Origin of the sequence: Rathayibacter sp. PhB1, from assembly GCF_004362935.1 — a bacterium.
Lineage (GTDB): Bacteria > Actinomycetota > Actinomycetes > Actinomycetales > Microbacteriaceae > Rathayibacter > Rathayibacter festucae.
In genome coordinates, this window is sequence record NZ_SNYD01000004.1 from 56,466 (window position 1) to 71,087 (window position 14,622).

A 14,622-nucleotide genomic window follows, 5' to 3' on the forward strand; every position below is an offset into this window, starting at 1 on the left:
TCCCTCAGCTCTGCCGGTTGCGGCGACGCAGGGAGACGAGACCGCCCGCGACACCCGCCGCGACGACGATGCCGAACACCGCCCAGACTCCCGCCACACCAGTGGACGCCTCGTCGGAAGTCGCCTCGGCGTCGCCTTCGGAGGGAACGGACTCCTCGGGATCGGAAGGTGCTTCCTCCAGCGGATCGGCCGCCGTCGACGTGGTCGCCGGCGCGGGAGTCGTCGCGCCCGGACCCCCGCCGGCGGAGGTCGGCAGGGGTGCGCGGACGGGGAGCGTGCTCCCGAGCACCTGGTTGACCGGCACCGCGTCGTCTCCGTACCAGAAGGCGACGGGACGGAAGAGCGCGTCGTCGGACCGGTTGATGTAGCCGACGCCCTGGAAGCGCTCCCCCACTGTCAGGGGCCGGTCGAGCCCCCAGCGGCCCGTGTACGCCGGTGGGGCGATGATCACCTCGAGCTCGTCCTGCGGCCCGGCATAGGCGAGGGCGGACTCCACGCGGATGCTGTCCTCCGGTCCCTGGAGGTCCTCCGGGAGTCTGAGATCAGGAGTGTCGGCGGGCAGGTCGGTGTCGATGGTCGTGTCGAAGTAGGTGTGGGGTTCACCCCAGCTCCCCTCGGACGCGACCGTCCCCGCGATGTAGACGAGCTCGTCGGTGTCGAAGCCGTCCCAGCCGTGGTGAGCGGCGGCCGGAGCGGGCGTCAGAAGAACGATCGTCGCGGCCAGCCCGAAGACTGAGGGAGCGGTCAGGCGGCGGAAGGGTGTCAGAGGACGGTGAGGGGAGGTCGCGCTCAACGGGGAGCTCCTTTCGGGATACCTGGGGTTCCCCTCACCGTAGAAGCGCCTCGTCGATTCTGAGAGGTTCTCTCAGAACCCCTCACTCACCACTCTTCGAGGTCCGCTGCGAAGTCGTGACGCTCGCTCTCACGAGCTCGAGCGCGCGGGCAGCCGGCCGGTGCGCGGAATCCCTGCGATGTCCACCCCGAAGACGGTCAGCAGGCGGGAGGCGAATCCCCGCTCGAGTTCTGCGCACGTGGGATCACCCTCAGCCCATGTCCTCGCGGCGACGCATGCCGCCGCCAATCGGTCCGCGTCGACGGTCGACCACCATTCCGGTCCGCCCGCCGCGGCGAGGAGTGTGCGCGCTGCTTCGACCTCGCAGTGGAACCGGTCGAGCAGGTGGCGCATCCGATCGGGGTCGGACTTCGCCGCCCAGAGGTCGTCGATGTGTGCGTCGAGGGTGGTATCGCCGAGGATGCAGGCCCCCGTGATCACCGTGCGCACCTGCTCACGGGACAGCTCGGGTGCTTCATCGACGTCCTGGGATCTCTTCATCTGAGGGTCCTTACCGGCGGGGGGACGGGGAAGCGAGCGGCGCCGCAGCACCGGATACTCACGAAACACCGAGGACCGGCTGTCCGGGTCGAGTGGGAACAACGCGATCAGGAGGATTCCGGGAGCCTCAGGGTCACGAGGGCGCCGTCGGCGAGATCTCGCACGGGGTCGATGGCGTCGAAGGTGCCGAAGGGCACGATCCCGGCGAATGATCCGACGTGCTCGTAGTAGAGGACGAGAGTGCGGGTGGGGCTGTAGTAGCCGATCGTGCATGGTCGCGCGTCGCTGCGGTCCGGCGCGCCACGGAGACTGAGCGCTTCTCCGAGGTCGGCCAGCTTCTCCTGCCCGCCCAAGTCCCGGAAGGTCAGAGTGAGCGGGAGCCGCGCCAGAAGTGACGCGCTGGTCGCACTGCCGTCGAGCCGAGCGGTGACCTCGACTCCCCCGATGTCGAGCACTATCGGCGTCGCCTCGCGCGAGTTCGTCGTCATGTGAAGCTCCTGCTCTGGTGGATCGCCGGGTGTCGCATCAGCGCGCGTCGAGGTGGTCGACGGTGAACGCTGTGCGTCGGCCGTAGAGGGTGATGATGAGGGCGAGAGCGCCGAGGACTGCCATGAGGGCCGCCAGGACCAGTGCGGGAAGGTTCTCCAGGAGAAGAGCGCCGATGATGCCCGCCGCGAAGATCGCGAGGTTGAACGCGACGGGGAGGAAAGAATTCGCGATGTCGGAGTTCTCGCGCCCGGAGCGGCTGAGTGCCGACTGCAGTTGCGCGGATGCGCCACCGAAGCCGATGCCCCACAGCACGCTCGCCATCAGGACAGCGGCGGGTGCGCCGCGGCCCACGAGCAGGATCAGACCGGCGAGGACGAACACCGCGAGGCTCGAGTGCAGCAGCGCCCGCGGGAAGCGGTCGATGGCCGCGGCGGTGATCGCGACGCCGAGGATCGAGGAGACGCCGTAGACGAGGAGCACGAGGTCGGGTCGGAGTCCTGATCCGCCCTCGCGCAGGAACGGCGCGATGTAGGTGTAGATGGTGTTGTGGGCGAGCATCCAGACGAGGATCGTCAGGCACACGATCGCCACGCCCGGCATCGCGAAGACGCGGGCCAGCGGGAGGCTTCCGGCTGCGGCTCGCGGCTGGCCTGGGGCGTCGGGGACGAAGAGGGCGATCAGGACGAACGCGAGCAGGGCGAGAAGGCTCAGACCGCCGAACGACCAGCGCCAGTCGAGGGCCATGCCGAGCCACGCTCCGAGTGGCGTGCCGAGCGCGAAGCCGACCGGGGCGCCGACCGACACGATGGACAGAGCCAGGCCCGCTCTGCGGGGCGGGCTGATCCGGCGGCCGTACGCGGCGAGCATCCCCCAGATGATCCCGGTGAATGCTCCGGCGACGAATCGTGAGACGAGGGAGACCGCGACGTCGCTGGAGAGCGCGGTGACGGTGTTCGCGACGATCAGGCAGGCGATGCTCGCGAGGAGCAGCGGCTTGCGGCGGAATCCTCGGGTGAGGCTGATCGCGGGGATGGTGACGATGACGGTGCCGAGCGCCCAGACGCTGATGAACTGCCCGACGACTCCTTCGCTGGTGTCCATTCCGTCAGCGATGACCGGCAGCAGGCCCGCCGGCATTGTCTCGGCGGCGACGAGGAGGAAGCCCATCGTGGCGAGCAGAGCGAGCGCGAACCAGGGCATCGTCCGCGGTTCGACGCGCTCGCTCCCGTCGGGGAAGCGTACGGGCGCAGTGGAGGTCATGAGGTCCTTCGAGGGTTCGTGCCGGCGAATGAGGCCGTGCCCACCGTGAGGCGGGGAGAGGAGAAAGGAAGAGGAATCAGCTCGCGGAGACGGCGGTGAGGCGCGCGATGTCCTCGGTGGCGGCCCAGGTCGCGAGCATCCGGAGCTTCTCGTCGGAGGCGCTTCCGGGAACTGCGGGGTAGACCGTCATCGAGTGACCCGGGTCGTCCTGCAGCTCGGTCACCTGGAAGGTGAGCTCCAGGAGCCCGACGACGGGATGCTCGAACTGCTTGAGACCGCTGTAGTGACGCCGGACGTTGTGCTCGGCCCACCGGGTCCGGAAGTCGTCGCTGCGCATCGACAGCTCGCCGATGAGAGCGGCGAGTCGGGCGTCGTGGGGATTGCGGCCGGCGTCGCGGCGGAGGATCGCGACGTTCACGTCGGCCGCGCGCTCCCAGTCGGGGTAGAAGGTGTGCGCGCGGGGGTCGAAGAAGATGAACCGGGAGTGGTTCGCCGGCCGCGCCGTACTGCGGTACATCTCCGAGTAGAGGGCGAAGCCGAGCGCGTTGGCGGCGACGAGATCCATCCGCGTGTTCGACACGAAGGCGGGCGCACCCGTGATCGCGTCGAGCAGGTACTGCACCTCCGGCCGCACGTTCGCGACGGTGCGGGCCCTCCTCGTGCGGACTCCGGCCTCGTTCGCGGTCCGCGCCAGATCGCAGAGGTGATCGTGCTCGGCACGGTCCAGGTGCAGCGCCCTGGCGATCGCATCGAGGACGGAGTCGGACACGCCGGCGAGGTTCCCGCGCTCCAGTCGCGTGTAGTAGTCGACGCTCACGCCCGCCAGCCGTGCGGCCTCATCGCGACGGAGGCCTGCCACCCGGCGGCGGCCGCCACCCGGCTCGATCCCGGCTTGCTCCGGCGTGAGGCGCCCCCGACGTGATGTCAGGAATTCGCGTACCTCTGCTCGGTGATCCATGCTCGCAACGGTAGGAGGGGCTGATGCCGACGTGAAGGGTTCTGTCAGAACCTCTCTCGTCGCGCGGGGCCGCCGGAGTCGGCCGCCCAGCACCGGCGCGGAGGATCGAGGCGGGGAGCGGAGGCGCCGGCACCGGTAGCCTCGCGGCAAGACCTTCGCGAACGTCGGCACCCTGGGGGCCGCACCCGGCAGACGCGACGAGCTCGTCGCCCTCCTCACCGAGCACAACGCCGCCCTCGTCGACGTCGGCTGCCTGGCCTACGAGGTCGGCGTCGATGACGAGCAGCCGGACACCGTCTTCGTCGTCGAGCTGTGGGAGAGCGCCGAGGCGCACCGGGCCTCGCTGGCCCTCCCGCAGGTCCAGGCCGCGATCGAGCGGGCGCGCCCGCTGCTCAGCGGCGCCTTCGGCGGCCACCGCTTCGACGTCGTGGGCTCTCCGCTCCGCAGCTGACCTCCGGGGCCGGCCTCCGGGGCCGACCTCCAGGGCATGCCTCCGCCGAGGGCTCGATTCGGGCTGCGCGGACGTCTCCCCCGGACGTCGACGCCGTCAGTGATCGCGCCTCCGTCCCTCCGCCCGCTGATTCCGATCCCGCCACCCCGCCACCCGAGAGCCGAGCGCCATGATCAGCACCTTCCTCGTCGAGCACGCCGCGCTCGTGCCGATCGGCTTCTGGATCGCGGTCGCGCTGGTCACGGCGCTCGCCTGGCTGCTGCACCGGCGCGGCGCGAGGAGGACCCTCCTCGTCCTCGCCGCGGTGGCCTTCCTCGCGGGCCTCGCGCTGACGATGTACCCGCCGGACGGCACGCCGCTGATCTTCTGCACCGTGCAGTTCTCGGTGCCGTTCGACGGCATCGACACCCTCGCGAACATCGCCCTCCTGTTCCCCGGGACCCTGCTGCTCGCGGTCGCGGTCGGCCGCCCCGTGCTCGTCGCCGCCGCCGTCTCCGGCCTGTCCGCCCTGATCGAGCTGGTCCAGGCGAGCGTCCCGGCGATCGGCCGCTCCTGCGACACGAACGACTGGTTCATGAACACCATCGGCGCCGTCCTCGGCGCGCTCCTCGCCGCCGTGATCCTCGCGGTCGAGAACCGGCGGGCCGGTCGCCGCGTGTCGCGCTGACGCCGCCTCCTGTCGCGTCGCGCTCGACGTCTCGACGCCGGGTCAGTGCGGTGGGCGCAGCGACTCGGCCGGGCTCAGAGCCGTGTCGGCGGTGCAGCCGAGCTCGCCCGGCTGGAGCAGCACCGGGGCCACGACGACGCGGGTGACGGCGCCCGCCTCGCGCTTGACGAGGACGCAGTCCTCGGCGTGCCCCATCGCCACTCCGACGTCCGTCCCCCGCAGCGCGACCGTCGGCTGCGCGGCCACCTCCCGAGGTCCCGTCGGAGTCGCCAGACGCTCGCTGATCGCGGCGGCGATGTCCTCGATCGTGCCCGGGTCCTCGGGCAGCGCGGTCAGCACCTCGACCGCGGCCTCCTCCGCGTTCGCGGCCGGCACGACGACCTCGCGCGTGTCGGGCGGCGCAGTGACGCTCGGCGTCGACGCGTCGCAGTCGACGTCCTGCACCCCGGTCGTGGTGCCGAAGACGGTGACGCCGTCGACGCTGTGTCGGCCGTAGAAGTCGAACTCGATCCGGAAGCAGTAGGGCTGTCCGTCCACGCCGACCGTGCGCGTGGTGAGGGCGCCGAACGCATCGTCGAGCTCGGGCGCGTCGAAGGACTCGATCCCGACCAGGTCGGCGCCCTCGGCGGCGGCCTCCCTCGCGACCTCGTCGATGTCGTCGGGCCGGTCGGTGCCGATCCGATCCGCCAGCGCGGCGGCACTCTCGCGCGCGGTCGTCTCGGCGACCTCCGTGGTCGCGTTCCCGGGGCCGTAGAGAGTCGGGGCGCAGCCGGTGAGCAGTGCAATGGCCGCGAGGCCGGCAAGGCCCACGACGAACCGCACGGTGCGAGAACTGCGCGTCACGATCGATCCTCCCCGGTGGCGAGCGGTACCGGCGAGCCTAGACGGGACCGGAGCGGGCGATGGCCCAACGGCCTACGGAAGACGTCTGCCGACGAGGTGGACCGTGACGGCGGGCGCACCGAGAGCGCCGAGCGCGAGGAGGAGGAATCCCCACCCCTCGGGGATCCCCGCCGCCATGACCAGCACGCCGACGGCGGTCAGTGCGCAGGCTCCGATCACGCCCAGGATCACGGAGACGGTCCGCGCTCCCCGGCGGGCAGTGAGGACGAGCTGCGCGTCGCGGCGGCGGCCGGGATCGCGGAGTCGGATCAGCGGGAACGCGACGACGGCGAGCAGCAGCACGAGCGAGAACCAGGGGAACAGCTCCCACGGGAACGCGTCACGAAGCAGTGGACCGCGTGTACTCACGAGCAGAGCCTACGGACCGAGGCGAGGTTCCCGACGACCGAGTCCGGCTCAGGACGTGCTCGCGCTGCGTCTCCCCCGCCCTCTAGTGTCGGCAGCGATGGGGGCACGCCGCCCCCGCTGAGGGGATCACATGTCTTCGCTCTCGCGCGCCGCCGTCCGGCGCACGCTCGCACTCGCCGCCGCCGTCCTGGTCGCCGCCTCCGCACTCGCCACTCCCGCGTCCGCCGCCGATCAGGGGCCCACGGGCACGATCACCGGGCGGGTCCTGCTCGAGGGGACGCCCGACACGCCCGCGGCCGCCGGCACGGAGGTGCTTCTGCGCCCGACCAGCACCAGCGAGGTGAAGCCGCTCGTCGTCGCGACGACGGACGCCGCCGGCGCCTTCGAGGCCGCCGTCGTACCCGACGAGACCTACACGGTCAGCGCGCTCGTCGAGGACGGCCTCCACGTCCAGCGCAACCTCGGCTCGGACCGACCGAACGCCTCGGGCACCGTCTTCTCCGTGAGCGCAGGCAGGACCCTCGCCCTGCCCGAGTACGTGCTCCCGCTGGGAGCCACGATCAGCGGCCACGTCGACACCGACGACGGGGTCTCCGTCCCCGTCACCGCCTTCAACCGGCCGCCGTACGGCAGCTACGTCGAGACCCGTACGGACGCGAACGGCGACTACACGATCCGCGGCCTCGACCTCGACTTCTACAACGTCTCCTTCGACGACCGCACCGGCGACCCGAAGGAGTGGTGGCCCAACAGCCCGACCCAGGACGGCGCCGCGCGCATCGTCATCACCAGCCTCGACCAGGCCGTCACCGGCATCGACGCGGACCTCCGCACGGCGCGCGCGAACCCGCTCGACTCCGCCCCCTGCCTCGACCGCTCGACGCTGACCGTCGCGAAGGCCACCGCCGCCGCCCGCGCCTACCTGCGCACCCACGACCTGGACGCCCTGAAGACCCTCACGCGCGCCGATGTGAAGCAGTACCTCGCCCGCTGCGCCTGAGCACGATCCACCCGAGAAGCGGCCGCCCTCGCTCCGCGGCGCCACGACGGTGTCGAGCCCTGACCGGGACGACGCTGCCGCCGGAGCCGGCGTCCGCCGGGCGGAGCATCGCCGCCAGGGCGCAGAGGGTCGCGCGCGCGGGCGCGTGAAGGAGCCCCGGCTGAAGCTGCTGAGCCGAGAGCCCCGCGGCCGGCGAGCTCCACAGCAGGCCGCGCGAGAGGAGCGGCGAGACTGCGGTGAGCGCGTACCTCGACCGCGACGACGCGATGGGGGTATCGGGCCTCGCCCGCTCCGACCGGGCGGGTCTTGCGAGAGCCGGGATGATCGAGACCTTCGTGGCCACGATCCGGCGACAGAGGCTGGGCACCACGCTCATCGGGGCCCTCTTCCCGCTCGCGGCCTGGCTCGGTCATCCCGGAACTCGCGCGCGATCTTTCCGGGGCGGCGAGTCGAGATCAGACGGTGCCCGGAGGTGCCGTGCCCTCCGGCGCGGGGACGACGTCGCCCGTCCGGCGGTCGACCAGCGGAACGCCGACCGGCCAGGGTGAGCCCGTGATGCGGTAGCCGGCGGAGGTCTCCTCCTCGAGGCGGACGGTGCCGTATCGACCGAGGACGAGGGCCGCGACGACGCTGACGATGAAAGCGGCCAGCAGCCCGTAGACCGGCACGCCGACGGAGGGTGTTCGGAGGGCCTCGGGCGGCAGGAGCGACACCAGCAGGAGGAACAGGACCGCGCACGCCGTCCCGGCGAGAGACACCCAGCCGGCCCGGACCGCGTAGGCCGTCGAATCGGTCCCGGGGAGCAGTCGGACGGTGGTGGGCCTGACCTCCGCCACGTCCTCCGCCATCCCGACGGCCGATGCCAGGAGGCGGAGTCGGTTCGCCAGCACCGAGACCGTGATCGCCGGAAGGTGCTGATCACCGACGCCACCAGGACGCAGCGGGATCTCCACGGTGAACGCTCGCTCTCCGTGTCGAACTCGGATCCGCAGACCGCCGAGCCTCGACGTGGGGCTCGGACCGTTCATCGCGACCACGCGGCTCCACGGCAGCACGGCACCCGGCTCCGCCTGGCGGCGGTCGTCCCAGAACTCCAGGCCCTCTGCGGTCCCGAGGATCAGCGGGTGCTGGCTGCGGCTGAGGCGGGGATAGCCGGGTGCGATCGCTCGGATGGCGACCTCGGCCCGGTAGTCGACGGCGGGGTACAGCACGATCGCCTCGGCGCTGCGCTTCGTGAATTCGGCCGATGCCACGGAGCGATCCTACGAGCGGGTCCGAGCCCGAGGCCGCGATGTCGCGTCTCACCTCCGCGGACGGAAGGACGTCCCGCGGGCCCGGGCTCTCCGGCACCTAGCCTAAATGGATGGACGGCACGGTCGATCTGCTCACACGACGACTCCGGCTCCGGCGACTCGCCCGGGAGGACGAGGCGGCGGTGACGGCGTACCGGGGTGACGCCCGCGCGTCCCGCTTCCTTGGTCACGGTCCGCTCGCGGAGGGGCAGTACGCCCCCTGGTTCGAGGAGCGGGACGCCGAGTGGGAGCTGCGCGAGCCGGGTCACCGCCGCTTCTACGGCGTCGAGGTCCGAGCGACGGCGGCGCTCGTCGGTGACGTCGTCCTCGTCCGTTCGGCGGACGGGCAGCAGGGTGAGATCGGCATGTTCCTCCACCCGGCCACGTCCGGCCTGGGATACTCGCTCGAAGCGGGCGGCGCTCTCCTCGACGTCGGGTTCGGGTCACTCGGTCTGCACCGCATCATCGGCCGCGCCGCAGCCGACAACCGCGGCTCCGTGCACGCGATGGAGCGGCTGGGACTGCGGCGCGAGGCCCTCTTCCTGCAGAGCGAGAGACGCGGCGAGACCTGGATCGACTCAGCGGTCTACGCGATCCTCGCGGACGAGTGGAGACGCAGGAGACACGCCGAGACGGTCTTCACCCCGAGCGAGTGACGGACCGCTGCTTTCAGGGAGACGGACAGCGGCCCTCGAGACGCCCGGAGATCTCTTCCTCTTCGGAAGGGGGCGCGCCACTGACCAGCACGGGCGCACCCCGCCGCAGTGCGCGGGTGGGACTGCTGCGGGCGGAGCTCTCGGCCGGTTCTCAGTCGGGCAGGCTCTGCCAGATCACCGACTCGACGGGGTCGCCGTCCGGTGTGCACTCGTCCGGAGTGTCCTCGAGCGTGAGGTAGCCGCCGCCGCCCTCCACGACGTCGCCCGTCGTCAGCGCTCCCCGACCAGGGACGTCGATCGTCCGGCCGTCGCCACTGAGGCGCGAGCCGACCGGGAACACCAGCGGGAGGGCCGTCCCGTCGTTCTGCACGGCCAGGCAGCCCTCGTCGGTCGTCGTGAGAGTCCCGGCGATCGACGCCTGCATCACCAGGTCCGGGGCCTCGGAGGCGACCATCGCGGTGACGCCCTCGCTCCGCTGCACCGCGGCGTCGGAGCCGGAGCACGCCGTGAGCGTCATGGCCGAGGCGGCGCACAGCAGCACCGTCAGTGGGCGGAGTCGTCGACGAGGAATCATGAGAACAGCCTACGAATCCCTCCTCGGCGGAGTCGTATCGCTCAGCACTCCCCCGCCGACCCCTGCACCGCGCGGGGCGGGTGACCGGTAGCCGAGGGGTCGCTCACCTGTCCGGACAGGGTCGCTCTACGAGCCGACGGCCGGCAGGGTCAGCACGGCACTCACTGCAGTGACCGCCGCGAGCAGGACGCCGACCGGGACAGCGACACGGGGACGGTAGGCACCGATGACGAGGGTGGAGAAGGTCAGGAGCGCGCCGACTCCGACCAGCGCGAACCATTGGACGAGAGGCCAGGCCGGCCCGGCGAGGCAGTCGACGGGCGGGTCGTTCACCTCGAGGAACGTGCTGCGGTAGTCGCCCGCGCAGCCGAGGAGGATCAGCCAGTTCGTCACAGCGCCGAGCCCCGCGAGGACGACGCTGGAGACGGCGCCGACGACTCCGACGAGCGCGAGGATCGACGCGACGGCGTCGGAGGCGGCCGTCGTGGTGGTCCGCCGGCTCATGGTCCTCCGCGCGAGAACGTCGCGGCCGAGACCGGGCCGGAGGGAGAAGGCACGCGCAGGCCGACTGCGGGTCGACCCGTGTGCCGATCCTGAGGGCTCACCGCTCGACCGAGCGCGCGGGCAGGTGGGAGGCCGCTCCGCGCCGCCGGCTCAGTGCCCAGACGAGCGCACCCGCGAGGAGTACCGCGCAGGTCAGCCCGGCGACGTGTAGGACGAGCGACGGCACGCCGTTCTCGGGGAGCAGGAAGCCGTACGGCACCCACCCGTCGGTCGCCCCGCGGACGAGCACGACGACGACCCAGACGATCGGGTAGGGCAGGACCACCCACAGCCGGCGCCTCGGGAGCGGTCCGCGGTCGGCGACGACGATCCAGTCGAGGAGGACGAGCGCGGGGAGCACCACGTGCAGGACGGCGCTGACCCAGGGCGGGGCCGTTCCGGTACCGGGAACGAGGGTGTTGTAGATCACGGCGACGACGATCAGGTAGGCCGTCGCCGCGCCGCGGACGTGGCTCAGCCATACCGGAGTCGGACGGCGGGCGAGCGCGACCGAACCGGCGACGATCAGCACCGCGCTAGCGAGGAGGCTGGTCTGATTCGTGAAATAGCCGAAGTAGTCGAACGGATTCGGCTCGCCGGCCGCGATGCTCAAGGCATAGGTGTGGAGGATCACCGCGACCGCGGCTGCACCGACGGCGAGGCGCGCAGCGCCCACGAGTGGGCGGATCGATGCCGGGGTAGCCACCGGCTCAGCCTAGGAGCCGTCGCGCTCACTGATGACCCGCGGCAGTTTCCTCCCCTTTCGGAATGCCGGCCGAGGGCCTGTTCCGCTTCCCTTCGGACGAGATCCCGCGCGCCGGTGAAGAGCGCAGTGCATGATGGCCCGATGTACGTCGGAGAGGCCCCGCGGCCGAAGGGAGTGACGCTCATCGTCTTCGCCTTCGTTCTCGCCGCTCTTGGAGCCGTCGTGGGATTCTTGGCCTCCCTCTCCATGTGGGACCCGAGCGAGACGTGCAGAACCCGCGGTGGAAGCAGATTGACCGGAGAGAGGTTCCTCTGGAATCCGCTGTGCTCGGACGGTTCAGTGGTTCAGCCGATGTGGATGACGTTGACGACTGCCGCGGCGCTGTCCGTCGCCCTGCTGTGTCTCGTCATCGCGGCCGTCCGTGATGCTCGATATGACGCACAGGAGAGTGCGTCGCCCGAGGTCGAGCACGAATACTCCCGCCAGGCCCTGCCGGAGGACGACGGACTCCGCAGACTGGGCGACGAATGGTGAGAGACGTCGAGTCCGAGAGGTTCCGTTTCCATGAGCGTTAGACAGTCGCCTCGCCCGGATCACGCGATCCCCCTCGTTTTCGCCGTGCTCTTCACCGTCTTCGCCGCCGCTCTCGGGGTGGTGTCCTCGATCTTCCTGTGGGATCCGGAAGAGGCGTGTCGGGTCCGCGGCAGCTACTCCAGCCCCGAGAGCTTCCTGTGGAATCCACTGTGCGCGGACGGTTCGGCGGTCCAGCCGATGTGGATGACCGTGGCAGGCGCTGCTGCGCTGCTCGGTGCCGGAGTCTGCGTCATCCTGGCGATCGCTTTCCGAGTGCTCAACCACGAGCGGGAAGCCCCGCCGCCGGTCGTCTCGCACTGGGAGTGAACGACCGAGGGTTCGGACGGCTTCCGCTCGTTGCTGTTTCTGGGCGTCCTTCCGTTCCTCCGCCTGGTCGCCCTGGTCTCGATCGTCACCTCCGGCACTCTCCAGTGGGTCGGAGAGCGCGGGCAGCCCCGTCAGTGGCCTGAGCGGTCTCCCGTGAGAGGGTGATCCGCATGCAGCCCACGACAGCGGTCCGGATCTCGGTGGTCGCGGCGGCCGTTCTCTCGTCCGCTCTGCTCTCCGGCTGTGCAGGAACTCCCGCGGAGCCGATCGTCGAGCGGACGTCGCAGATGGCCGTCGACTACCCCTCCTACGACCTGCCGCAGCTCGTCGGGCAGGCCGATCGCATCATCGAGGGCACCGCCGTCTCGACCCGCGACGCCGTCCTGTATCCGACCTTCGAAGGCACCGATCCGCTCCTGAACCCGCTGAGCGAGGCGTCGGAGGAGGAGCAGCGCGCCGCCAGTCTCGAGGGCGCCATCGCCGTCACGGAGGTCGAGCTCGAGGTGACCGCCGTCCACAAGGGCGAGGCGGGAGACCGCCTCACTATCACGCAGACCGGCGGCGTCCTGGACGGGGTCCGCTACACGATCGTGCAGGAGCCCCTGCTCACCCCCGGGAGCTCCTACCTGCTCTTCCTCCACGGGGGCGAGCGTCCCGCCCTCCTCGGCGGGGGCGCGGGCAGCTACGAAGCGGCGGACGGCGGCTACCTCGCCATGGCCGCGCACGCACCCGTCGAATCGTTCAGCCGCGACGAGCTGGCACTCCTCCTCGCTGAGGACCGCAGCCTCACCGAGTGATGCGGGCGCCCGCCGGACTGCAGCAAGAGCTCTCGAATAAGCGGTGGATCTCGATACGCCCGCTTCGCGGGCTACTCGATCAGCATGGGAGGGCACACGCATGCTTGTCGACCCGTGCTGGTCGAGTAGCCCCGTAGGGGCGTCTCGACACCCGCGCCTCCGTGCACCGGTGGATCTCGATACGCCCGCTCCGCGGGCTGCTCGATCAGCATGAATCGCTCAGGCCCTGCAGACGCTCGGCCGAGTCCGACACATGCTGGTCGAGTAGCCCCGCAGGGGCGTATCGAGACCCGCGCGAAGCCCGGTCGCGCCGGGTGCGGCGGCCTAGTGCGCTCGCGTCGGGAGCGCGACCGGGAGGGTCAGCTCGCCGCGCTCGACGAGGCTCTCGAGGGCCTCGAGGACGGCGGCCTCCGGTTCGTGCTGCGGCGCGTAGCCGAGCAGCGTCGCCGCCTTCTCGATGGAGAAGTACTGGCTGCGGTGCAGGTGGCCCCAGCTCGCGTCGGCGAGGTCGTCGCCCGCGGTGCGGCGGAACTCCTCCCAGCCGATGCTCTCCAGCGCGGCCTCCTGCCCGAACCAGCCCGCGGCGATCTGCGCGAACCCGCGGACCGTGAGCGCCGACGGGGCCACGATGTGGAAGTCCTCCCCCGCGGCCGCCTCGGGCCGGGCCACCGCGAGCTCGAACGCCTGGGCGACGTCGTCGGCGTGCACGTGGTGCAGGGACTCCGCGCCCGAGCCCGGCATCCGCAGCGTCCCGCCGGTGGCCAGGGTCTCCCAGACAGCGGGGTCGAGGTTGCCCAGCGGGCCGATCGGTGCCCAGCCGGGTCCGCTGATGTGGCCGGGGTGCAGCGTGGTGGTGCGCAGGCCGCCCGCGGCGGTCTCGGCCTTCAGGAGGAGGGCGATCGCCTCCTTCTGGCGGCCGTACTCGTCGATCGCGGGCGTCCCCTCGCCCTCCCGGATCGGGAGCTTCAGGGTGGGCCCGTAGCGCCAGACCGATCCGCAGCTGATCAGGTGGCCGACGTGTCCGCGCAGCCCCTCGACGAGCGCCCGTGCCGACTCGACGGTGAAGCAGACCAGATCGATCACCACGTCCGGAGCCAGATCGCGGACCCGGGCGGCGAAGACGCCGTCCTCGTCCTCCTGCTGCCGATCGGCGACGACGTTCCGCACCTGCTCCCACTCCGGGCCGGAGGTGTAGGGGGTGCTGGTGCCGCGGGTGATGTTCGTGACCTCGTGTCCGGCGCGGACGAGCCGGGGGACGAGGAAGGAGCCGATGTGGCCGCTCCCGCCGATGACGACGACGTGCATGGTGGCTCCTCGGGGGTGGTGACGGGCGGTTCGCTCCACTCCACCACACTCGCGACCGGCGGCGCTGGTACCCCTTCCCTGCTCCGAGCCACGCCCAGCACGTCGGCTCGGCCGGGACGTCTCGAGCGAGGGCGGGAGACGACGACGGTTCAGAGCGCCGCGGGTGGCACCGGTGGCGGGTTCGGGATCTCGAAGACGGCCGAGCGCGGCCACATCAGCGTCGGCATGCGCCTCCGCTCGGGCCCGCCGACGATCAGCGCGGCGTCGAGCAGGTCCGCGGCGTGCGCGAAGACGTGCTCGACGTAGGCGGGGTGCACCCAGTGCGGTCCGGAGAAGGCGGTGATCAGGTCCTGGAGGGCACGGACGGACTCGTGCTGATTCTCGTCCCGCGGGGTCATGGCGGCTCGGATCGGTAGGAGAAGCCCTCTCGGCCGAACGGT

The 14,622-nt window shown here is 71.3% G+C and carries 19 protein-coding genes and 1 pseudogene; 7 read left to right on the top strand and 13 right to left on the bottom strand.

What is annotated here, in order from left to right:
• Nucleotides 1–4 precede the first annotated feature (4 nt).
• From EDF17_RS10615 to EDF17_RS10635, 5 genes are all read right to left on the bottom strand, one after another.
• On the bottom strand, nt 5–793 hold the full coding sequence (locus EDF17_RS10615) for a hypothetical protein (RefSeq protein WP_208110607.1): 789 nt from the start codon (nt 791–793) through the stop codon (nt 5–7).
• Nucleotides 794–922: 129 nt separating this feature from the next.
• A complete protein-coding gene (locus tag EDF17_RS10620; RefSeq protein ID WP_123446471.1) occupies nt 923–1,333 on the bottom strand; it encodes a hypothetical protein in 411 nt (136 codons plus the stop codon).
• Nucleotides 1,334–1,440: 107 nt separating this feature from the next.
• Nucleotides 1,441–1,821, bottom strand: a complete 381-nt coding sequence (locus EDF17_RS10625; RefSeq protein WP_123446470.1) for a cyclophilin-like fold protein — start codon at nt 1,819–1,821, stop codon at nt 1,441–1,443.
• A 37-nt stretch (nt 1,822–1,858) separates the two neighbouring features.
• A complete protein-coding gene (locus EDF17_RS10630) occupies nt 1,859–3,082 on the bottom strand; it encodes an MFS transporter (protein WP_243732864.1) in 1,224 nt (407 codons plus the stop codon).
• Nucleotides 3,083–3,158: 76 nt separating this feature from the next.
• Nucleotides 3,159–4,040 (bottom strand): helix-turn-helix transcriptional regulator, encoded by an 882-nt coding sequence (locus EDF17_RS10635; RefSeq protein ID WP_123446469.1) that lies wholly within the window; start codon nt 4,038–4,040, stop codon nt 3,159–3,161.
• 151 nt (nt 4,041–4,191) lie between these two features.
• On the opposite strand from EDF17_RS10635, the pseudogene EDF17_RS10640 reads away from it, so the two are divergent.
• Both EDF17_RS10640 and EDF17_RS10645 read left to right on the top strand, forming a co-directional pair.
• A pseudogene (locus tag EDF17_RS10640) lies at nt 4,192–4,491 on the top strand (putative quinol monooxygenase); the annotation flags it as partial.
• A gap of 169 nt (nt 4,492–4,660) precedes the next feature.
• Nucleotides 4,661–5,158, top strand: a complete 498-nt coding sequence (locus EDF17_RS10645) for a VanZ family protein (RefSeq protein ID WP_123446468.1) — start codon at nt 4,661–4,663, stop codon at nt 5,156–5,158.
• Between the two features lie 42 nt (nt 5,159–5,200).
• On the opposite strand, the gene EDF17_RS10650 is transcribed toward EDF17_RS10645, so the two are convergent.
• Together EDF17_RS10650 and EDF17_RS10655 are read right to left on the bottom strand one after the other, a co-directional pair.
• Entirely contained in the window at nt 5,201–6,001 is an 801-nt protein-coding gene (locus tag EDF17_RS10650; RefSeq protein WP_133671992.1) for a hypothetical protein, read from the bottom strand.
• Between the two features lie 72 nt (nt 6,002–6,073).
• On the bottom strand, nt 6,074–6,409 hold the full coding sequence (locus EDF17_RS10655; protein WP_133671993.1) for a hypothetical protein: 336 nt from the start codon (nt 6,407–6,409) through the stop codon (nt 6,074–6,076).
• A gap of 130 nt (nt 6,410–6,539) precedes the next feature.
• Between EDF17_RS10655 and EDF17_RS10660 the strand changes: the two genes are divergently transcribed.
• Nucleotides 6,540–7,409 (top strand): hypothetical protein, encoded by an 870-nt coding sequence (locus tag EDF17_RS10660; RefSeq protein ID WP_123446465.1) that lies wholly within the window; start codon nt 6,540–6,542, stop codon nt 7,407–7,409.
• Between the two features lie 455 nt (nt 7,410–7,864).
• On the opposite strand, the gene EDF17_RS10665 is transcribed toward EDF17_RS10660, so the two are convergent.
• Nucleotides 7,865–8,662 (bottom strand): hypothetical protein, encoded by a 798-nt coding sequence (locus EDF17_RS10665; protein ID WP_123446463.1) that lies wholly within the window; start codon nt 8,660–8,662, stop codon nt 7,865–7,867.
• Between the two features lie 110 nt (nt 8,663–8,772).
• Here EDF17_RS10665 and EDF17_RS10670 point away from each other — a divergent pair, with 110 nt between their 5' ends.
• Nucleotides 8,773–9,357 (top strand): GNAT family protein, encoded by a 585-nt coding sequence (locus EDF17_RS10670; protein WP_123446462.1) that lies wholly within the window; start codon nt 8,773–8,775, stop codon nt 9,355–9,357.
• A 151-nt stretch (nt 9,358–9,508) separates the two neighbouring features.
• Here EDF17_RS10670 and EDF17_RS10675 read toward each other — a convergent pair whose 3' ends face one another.
• From EDF17_RS10675 to EDF17_RS10685, 3 genes are all read right to left on the bottom strand, one after another.
• Nucleotides 9,509–9,931, bottom strand: coding sequence for a hypothetical protein (locus EDF17_RS10675; protein WP_133671996.1), 423 nt, complete (start codon nt 9,929–9,931; stop codon nt 9,509–9,511).
• A gap of 126 nt (nt 9,932–10,057) precedes the next feature.
• Nucleotides 10,058–10,435, bottom strand: coding sequence for a hypothetical protein (locus EDF17_RS10680; RefSeq protein WP_123446460.1), 378 nt, complete (start codon nt 10,433–10,435; stop codon nt 10,058–10,060).
• A 97-nt stretch (nt 10,436–10,532) separates the two neighbouring features.
• Nucleotides 10,533–11,180, bottom strand: a complete 648-nt coding sequence (locus EDF17_RS10685) for a Pr6Pr family membrane protein (protein WP_123446459.1) — start codon at nt 11,178–11,180, stop codon at nt 10,533–10,535.
• 141 nt (nt 11,181–11,321) lie between these two features.
• Here EDF17_RS10685 and EDF17_RS10690 point away from each other — a divergent pair, with 141 nt between their 5' ends.
• From EDF17_RS10690 to EDF17_RS10700, 3 genes are all read left to right on the top strand, one after another.
• On the top strand, nt 11,322–11,714 hold the full coding sequence (locus EDF17_RS10690; protein WP_123446458.1) for a hypothetical protein: 393 nt from the start codon (nt 11,322–11,324) through the stop codon (nt 11,712–11,714).
• Between the two features lie 30 nt (nt 11,715–11,744).
• Nucleotides 11,745–12,080 (top strand): hypothetical protein, encoded by a 336-nt coding sequence (locus EDF17_RS10695; protein ID WP_123446457.1) that lies wholly within the window; start codon nt 11,745–11,747, stop codon nt 12,078–12,080.
• Between the two features lie 170 nt (nt 12,081–12,250).
• Nucleotides 12,251–12,877, top strand: a complete 627-nt coding sequence (locus EDF17_RS10700) for a hypothetical protein (RefSeq protein WP_133671998.1) — start codon at nt 12,251–12,253, stop codon at nt 12,875–12,877.
• A 324-nt stretch (nt 12,878–13,201) separates the two neighbouring features.
• On the opposite strand, the gene EDF17_RS10705 is transcribed toward EDF17_RS10700, so the two are convergent.
• Together EDF17_RS10705 and EDF17_RS19845 are read right to left on the bottom strand one after the other, a co-directional pair.
• Complete coding sequence (locus tag EDF17_RS10705; protein ID WP_123446455.1) at nt 13,202–14,182, bottom strand: NAD-dependent epimerase/dehydratase family protein; 981 nt, start codon at nt 14,180–14,182, stop codon at nt 13,202–13,204.
• A gap of 149 nt (nt 14,183–14,331) precedes the next feature.
• Nucleotides 14,332–14,580, bottom strand: a complete 249-nt coding sequence (locus EDF17_RS19845) for a hypothetical protein (protein ID WP_166649651.1) — start codon at nt 14,578–14,580, stop codon at nt 14,332–14,334.
• Between the last annotated feature and the right edge of the window lie 42 nt (nt 14,581–14,622).

Bases quoted from the DNA above. Each gene is read 5' to 3' on its own strand.
- EDF17_RS10620 (WP_123446471.1), bottom strand. From the start codon at position 1,333: ATGAAGAGATCCCAGGACGTCGATGAAGCACCCGAGCTGTCCCGTGAG.
- EDF17_RS10625 (WP_123446470.1), bottom strand. From the start codon at position 1,821: ATGACGACGAACTCGCGCGAGGCGACGCCGATAGTGCTCGACATCGGG.
- EDF17_RS10630 (WP_243732864.1), bottom strand. From the start codon at position 3,082: ATGACCTCCACTGCGCCCGTACGCTTCCCCGACGGGAGCGAGCGCGTC.
- EDF17_RS10635 (WP_123446469.1), bottom strand. From the start codon at position 4,040: ATGGATCACCGAGCAGAGGTACGCGAATTCCTGACATCACGTCGGGGG.
- EDF17_RS10645 (WP_123446468.1), top strand. From the start codon at position 4,661: ATGATCAGCACCTTCCTCGTCGAGCACGCCGCGCTCGTGCCGATCGGC.
- EDF17_RS10660 (WP_123446465.1), top strand. From the start codon at position 6,540: ATGTCTTCGCTCTCGCGCGCCGCCGTCCGGCGCACGCTCGCACTCGCC.
- EDF17_RS10670 (WP_123446462.1), top strand. From the start codon at position 8,773: ATGGACGGCACGGTCGATCTGCTCACACGACGACTCCGGCTCCGGCGA.
- EDF17_RS10675 (WP_133671996.1), bottom strand. From the start codon at position 9,931: ATGATTCCTCGTCGACGACTCCGCCCACTGACGGTGCTGCTGTGCGCC.
- EDF17_RS10680 (WP_123446460.1), bottom strand. From the start codon at position 10,435: ATGAGCCGGCGGACCACCACGACGGCCGCCTCCGACGCCGTCGCGTCG.
- EDF17_RS10690 (WP_123446458.1), top strand. From the start codon at position 11,322: ATGTACGTCGGAGAGGCCCCGCGGCCGAAGGGAGTGACGCTCATCGTC.
- EDF17_RS10695 (WP_123446457.1), top strand. From the start codon at position 11,745: ATGAGCGTTAGACAGTCGCCTCGCCCGGATCACGCGATCCCCCTCGTT.
- EDF17_RS10700 (WP_133671998.1), top strand. From the start codon at position 12,251: ATGCAGCCCACGACAGCGGTCCGGATCTCGGTGGTCGCGGCGGCCGTT.
- EDF17_RS10705 (WP_123446455.1), bottom strand. From the start codon at position 14,182: ATGCACGTCGTCGTCATCGGCGGGAGCGGCCACATCGGCTCCTTCCTC.
- EDF17_RS19845 (WP_166649651.1), bottom strand. From the start codon at position 14,580: ATGACCCCGCGGGACGAGAATCAGCACGAGTCCGTCCGTGCCCTCCAG.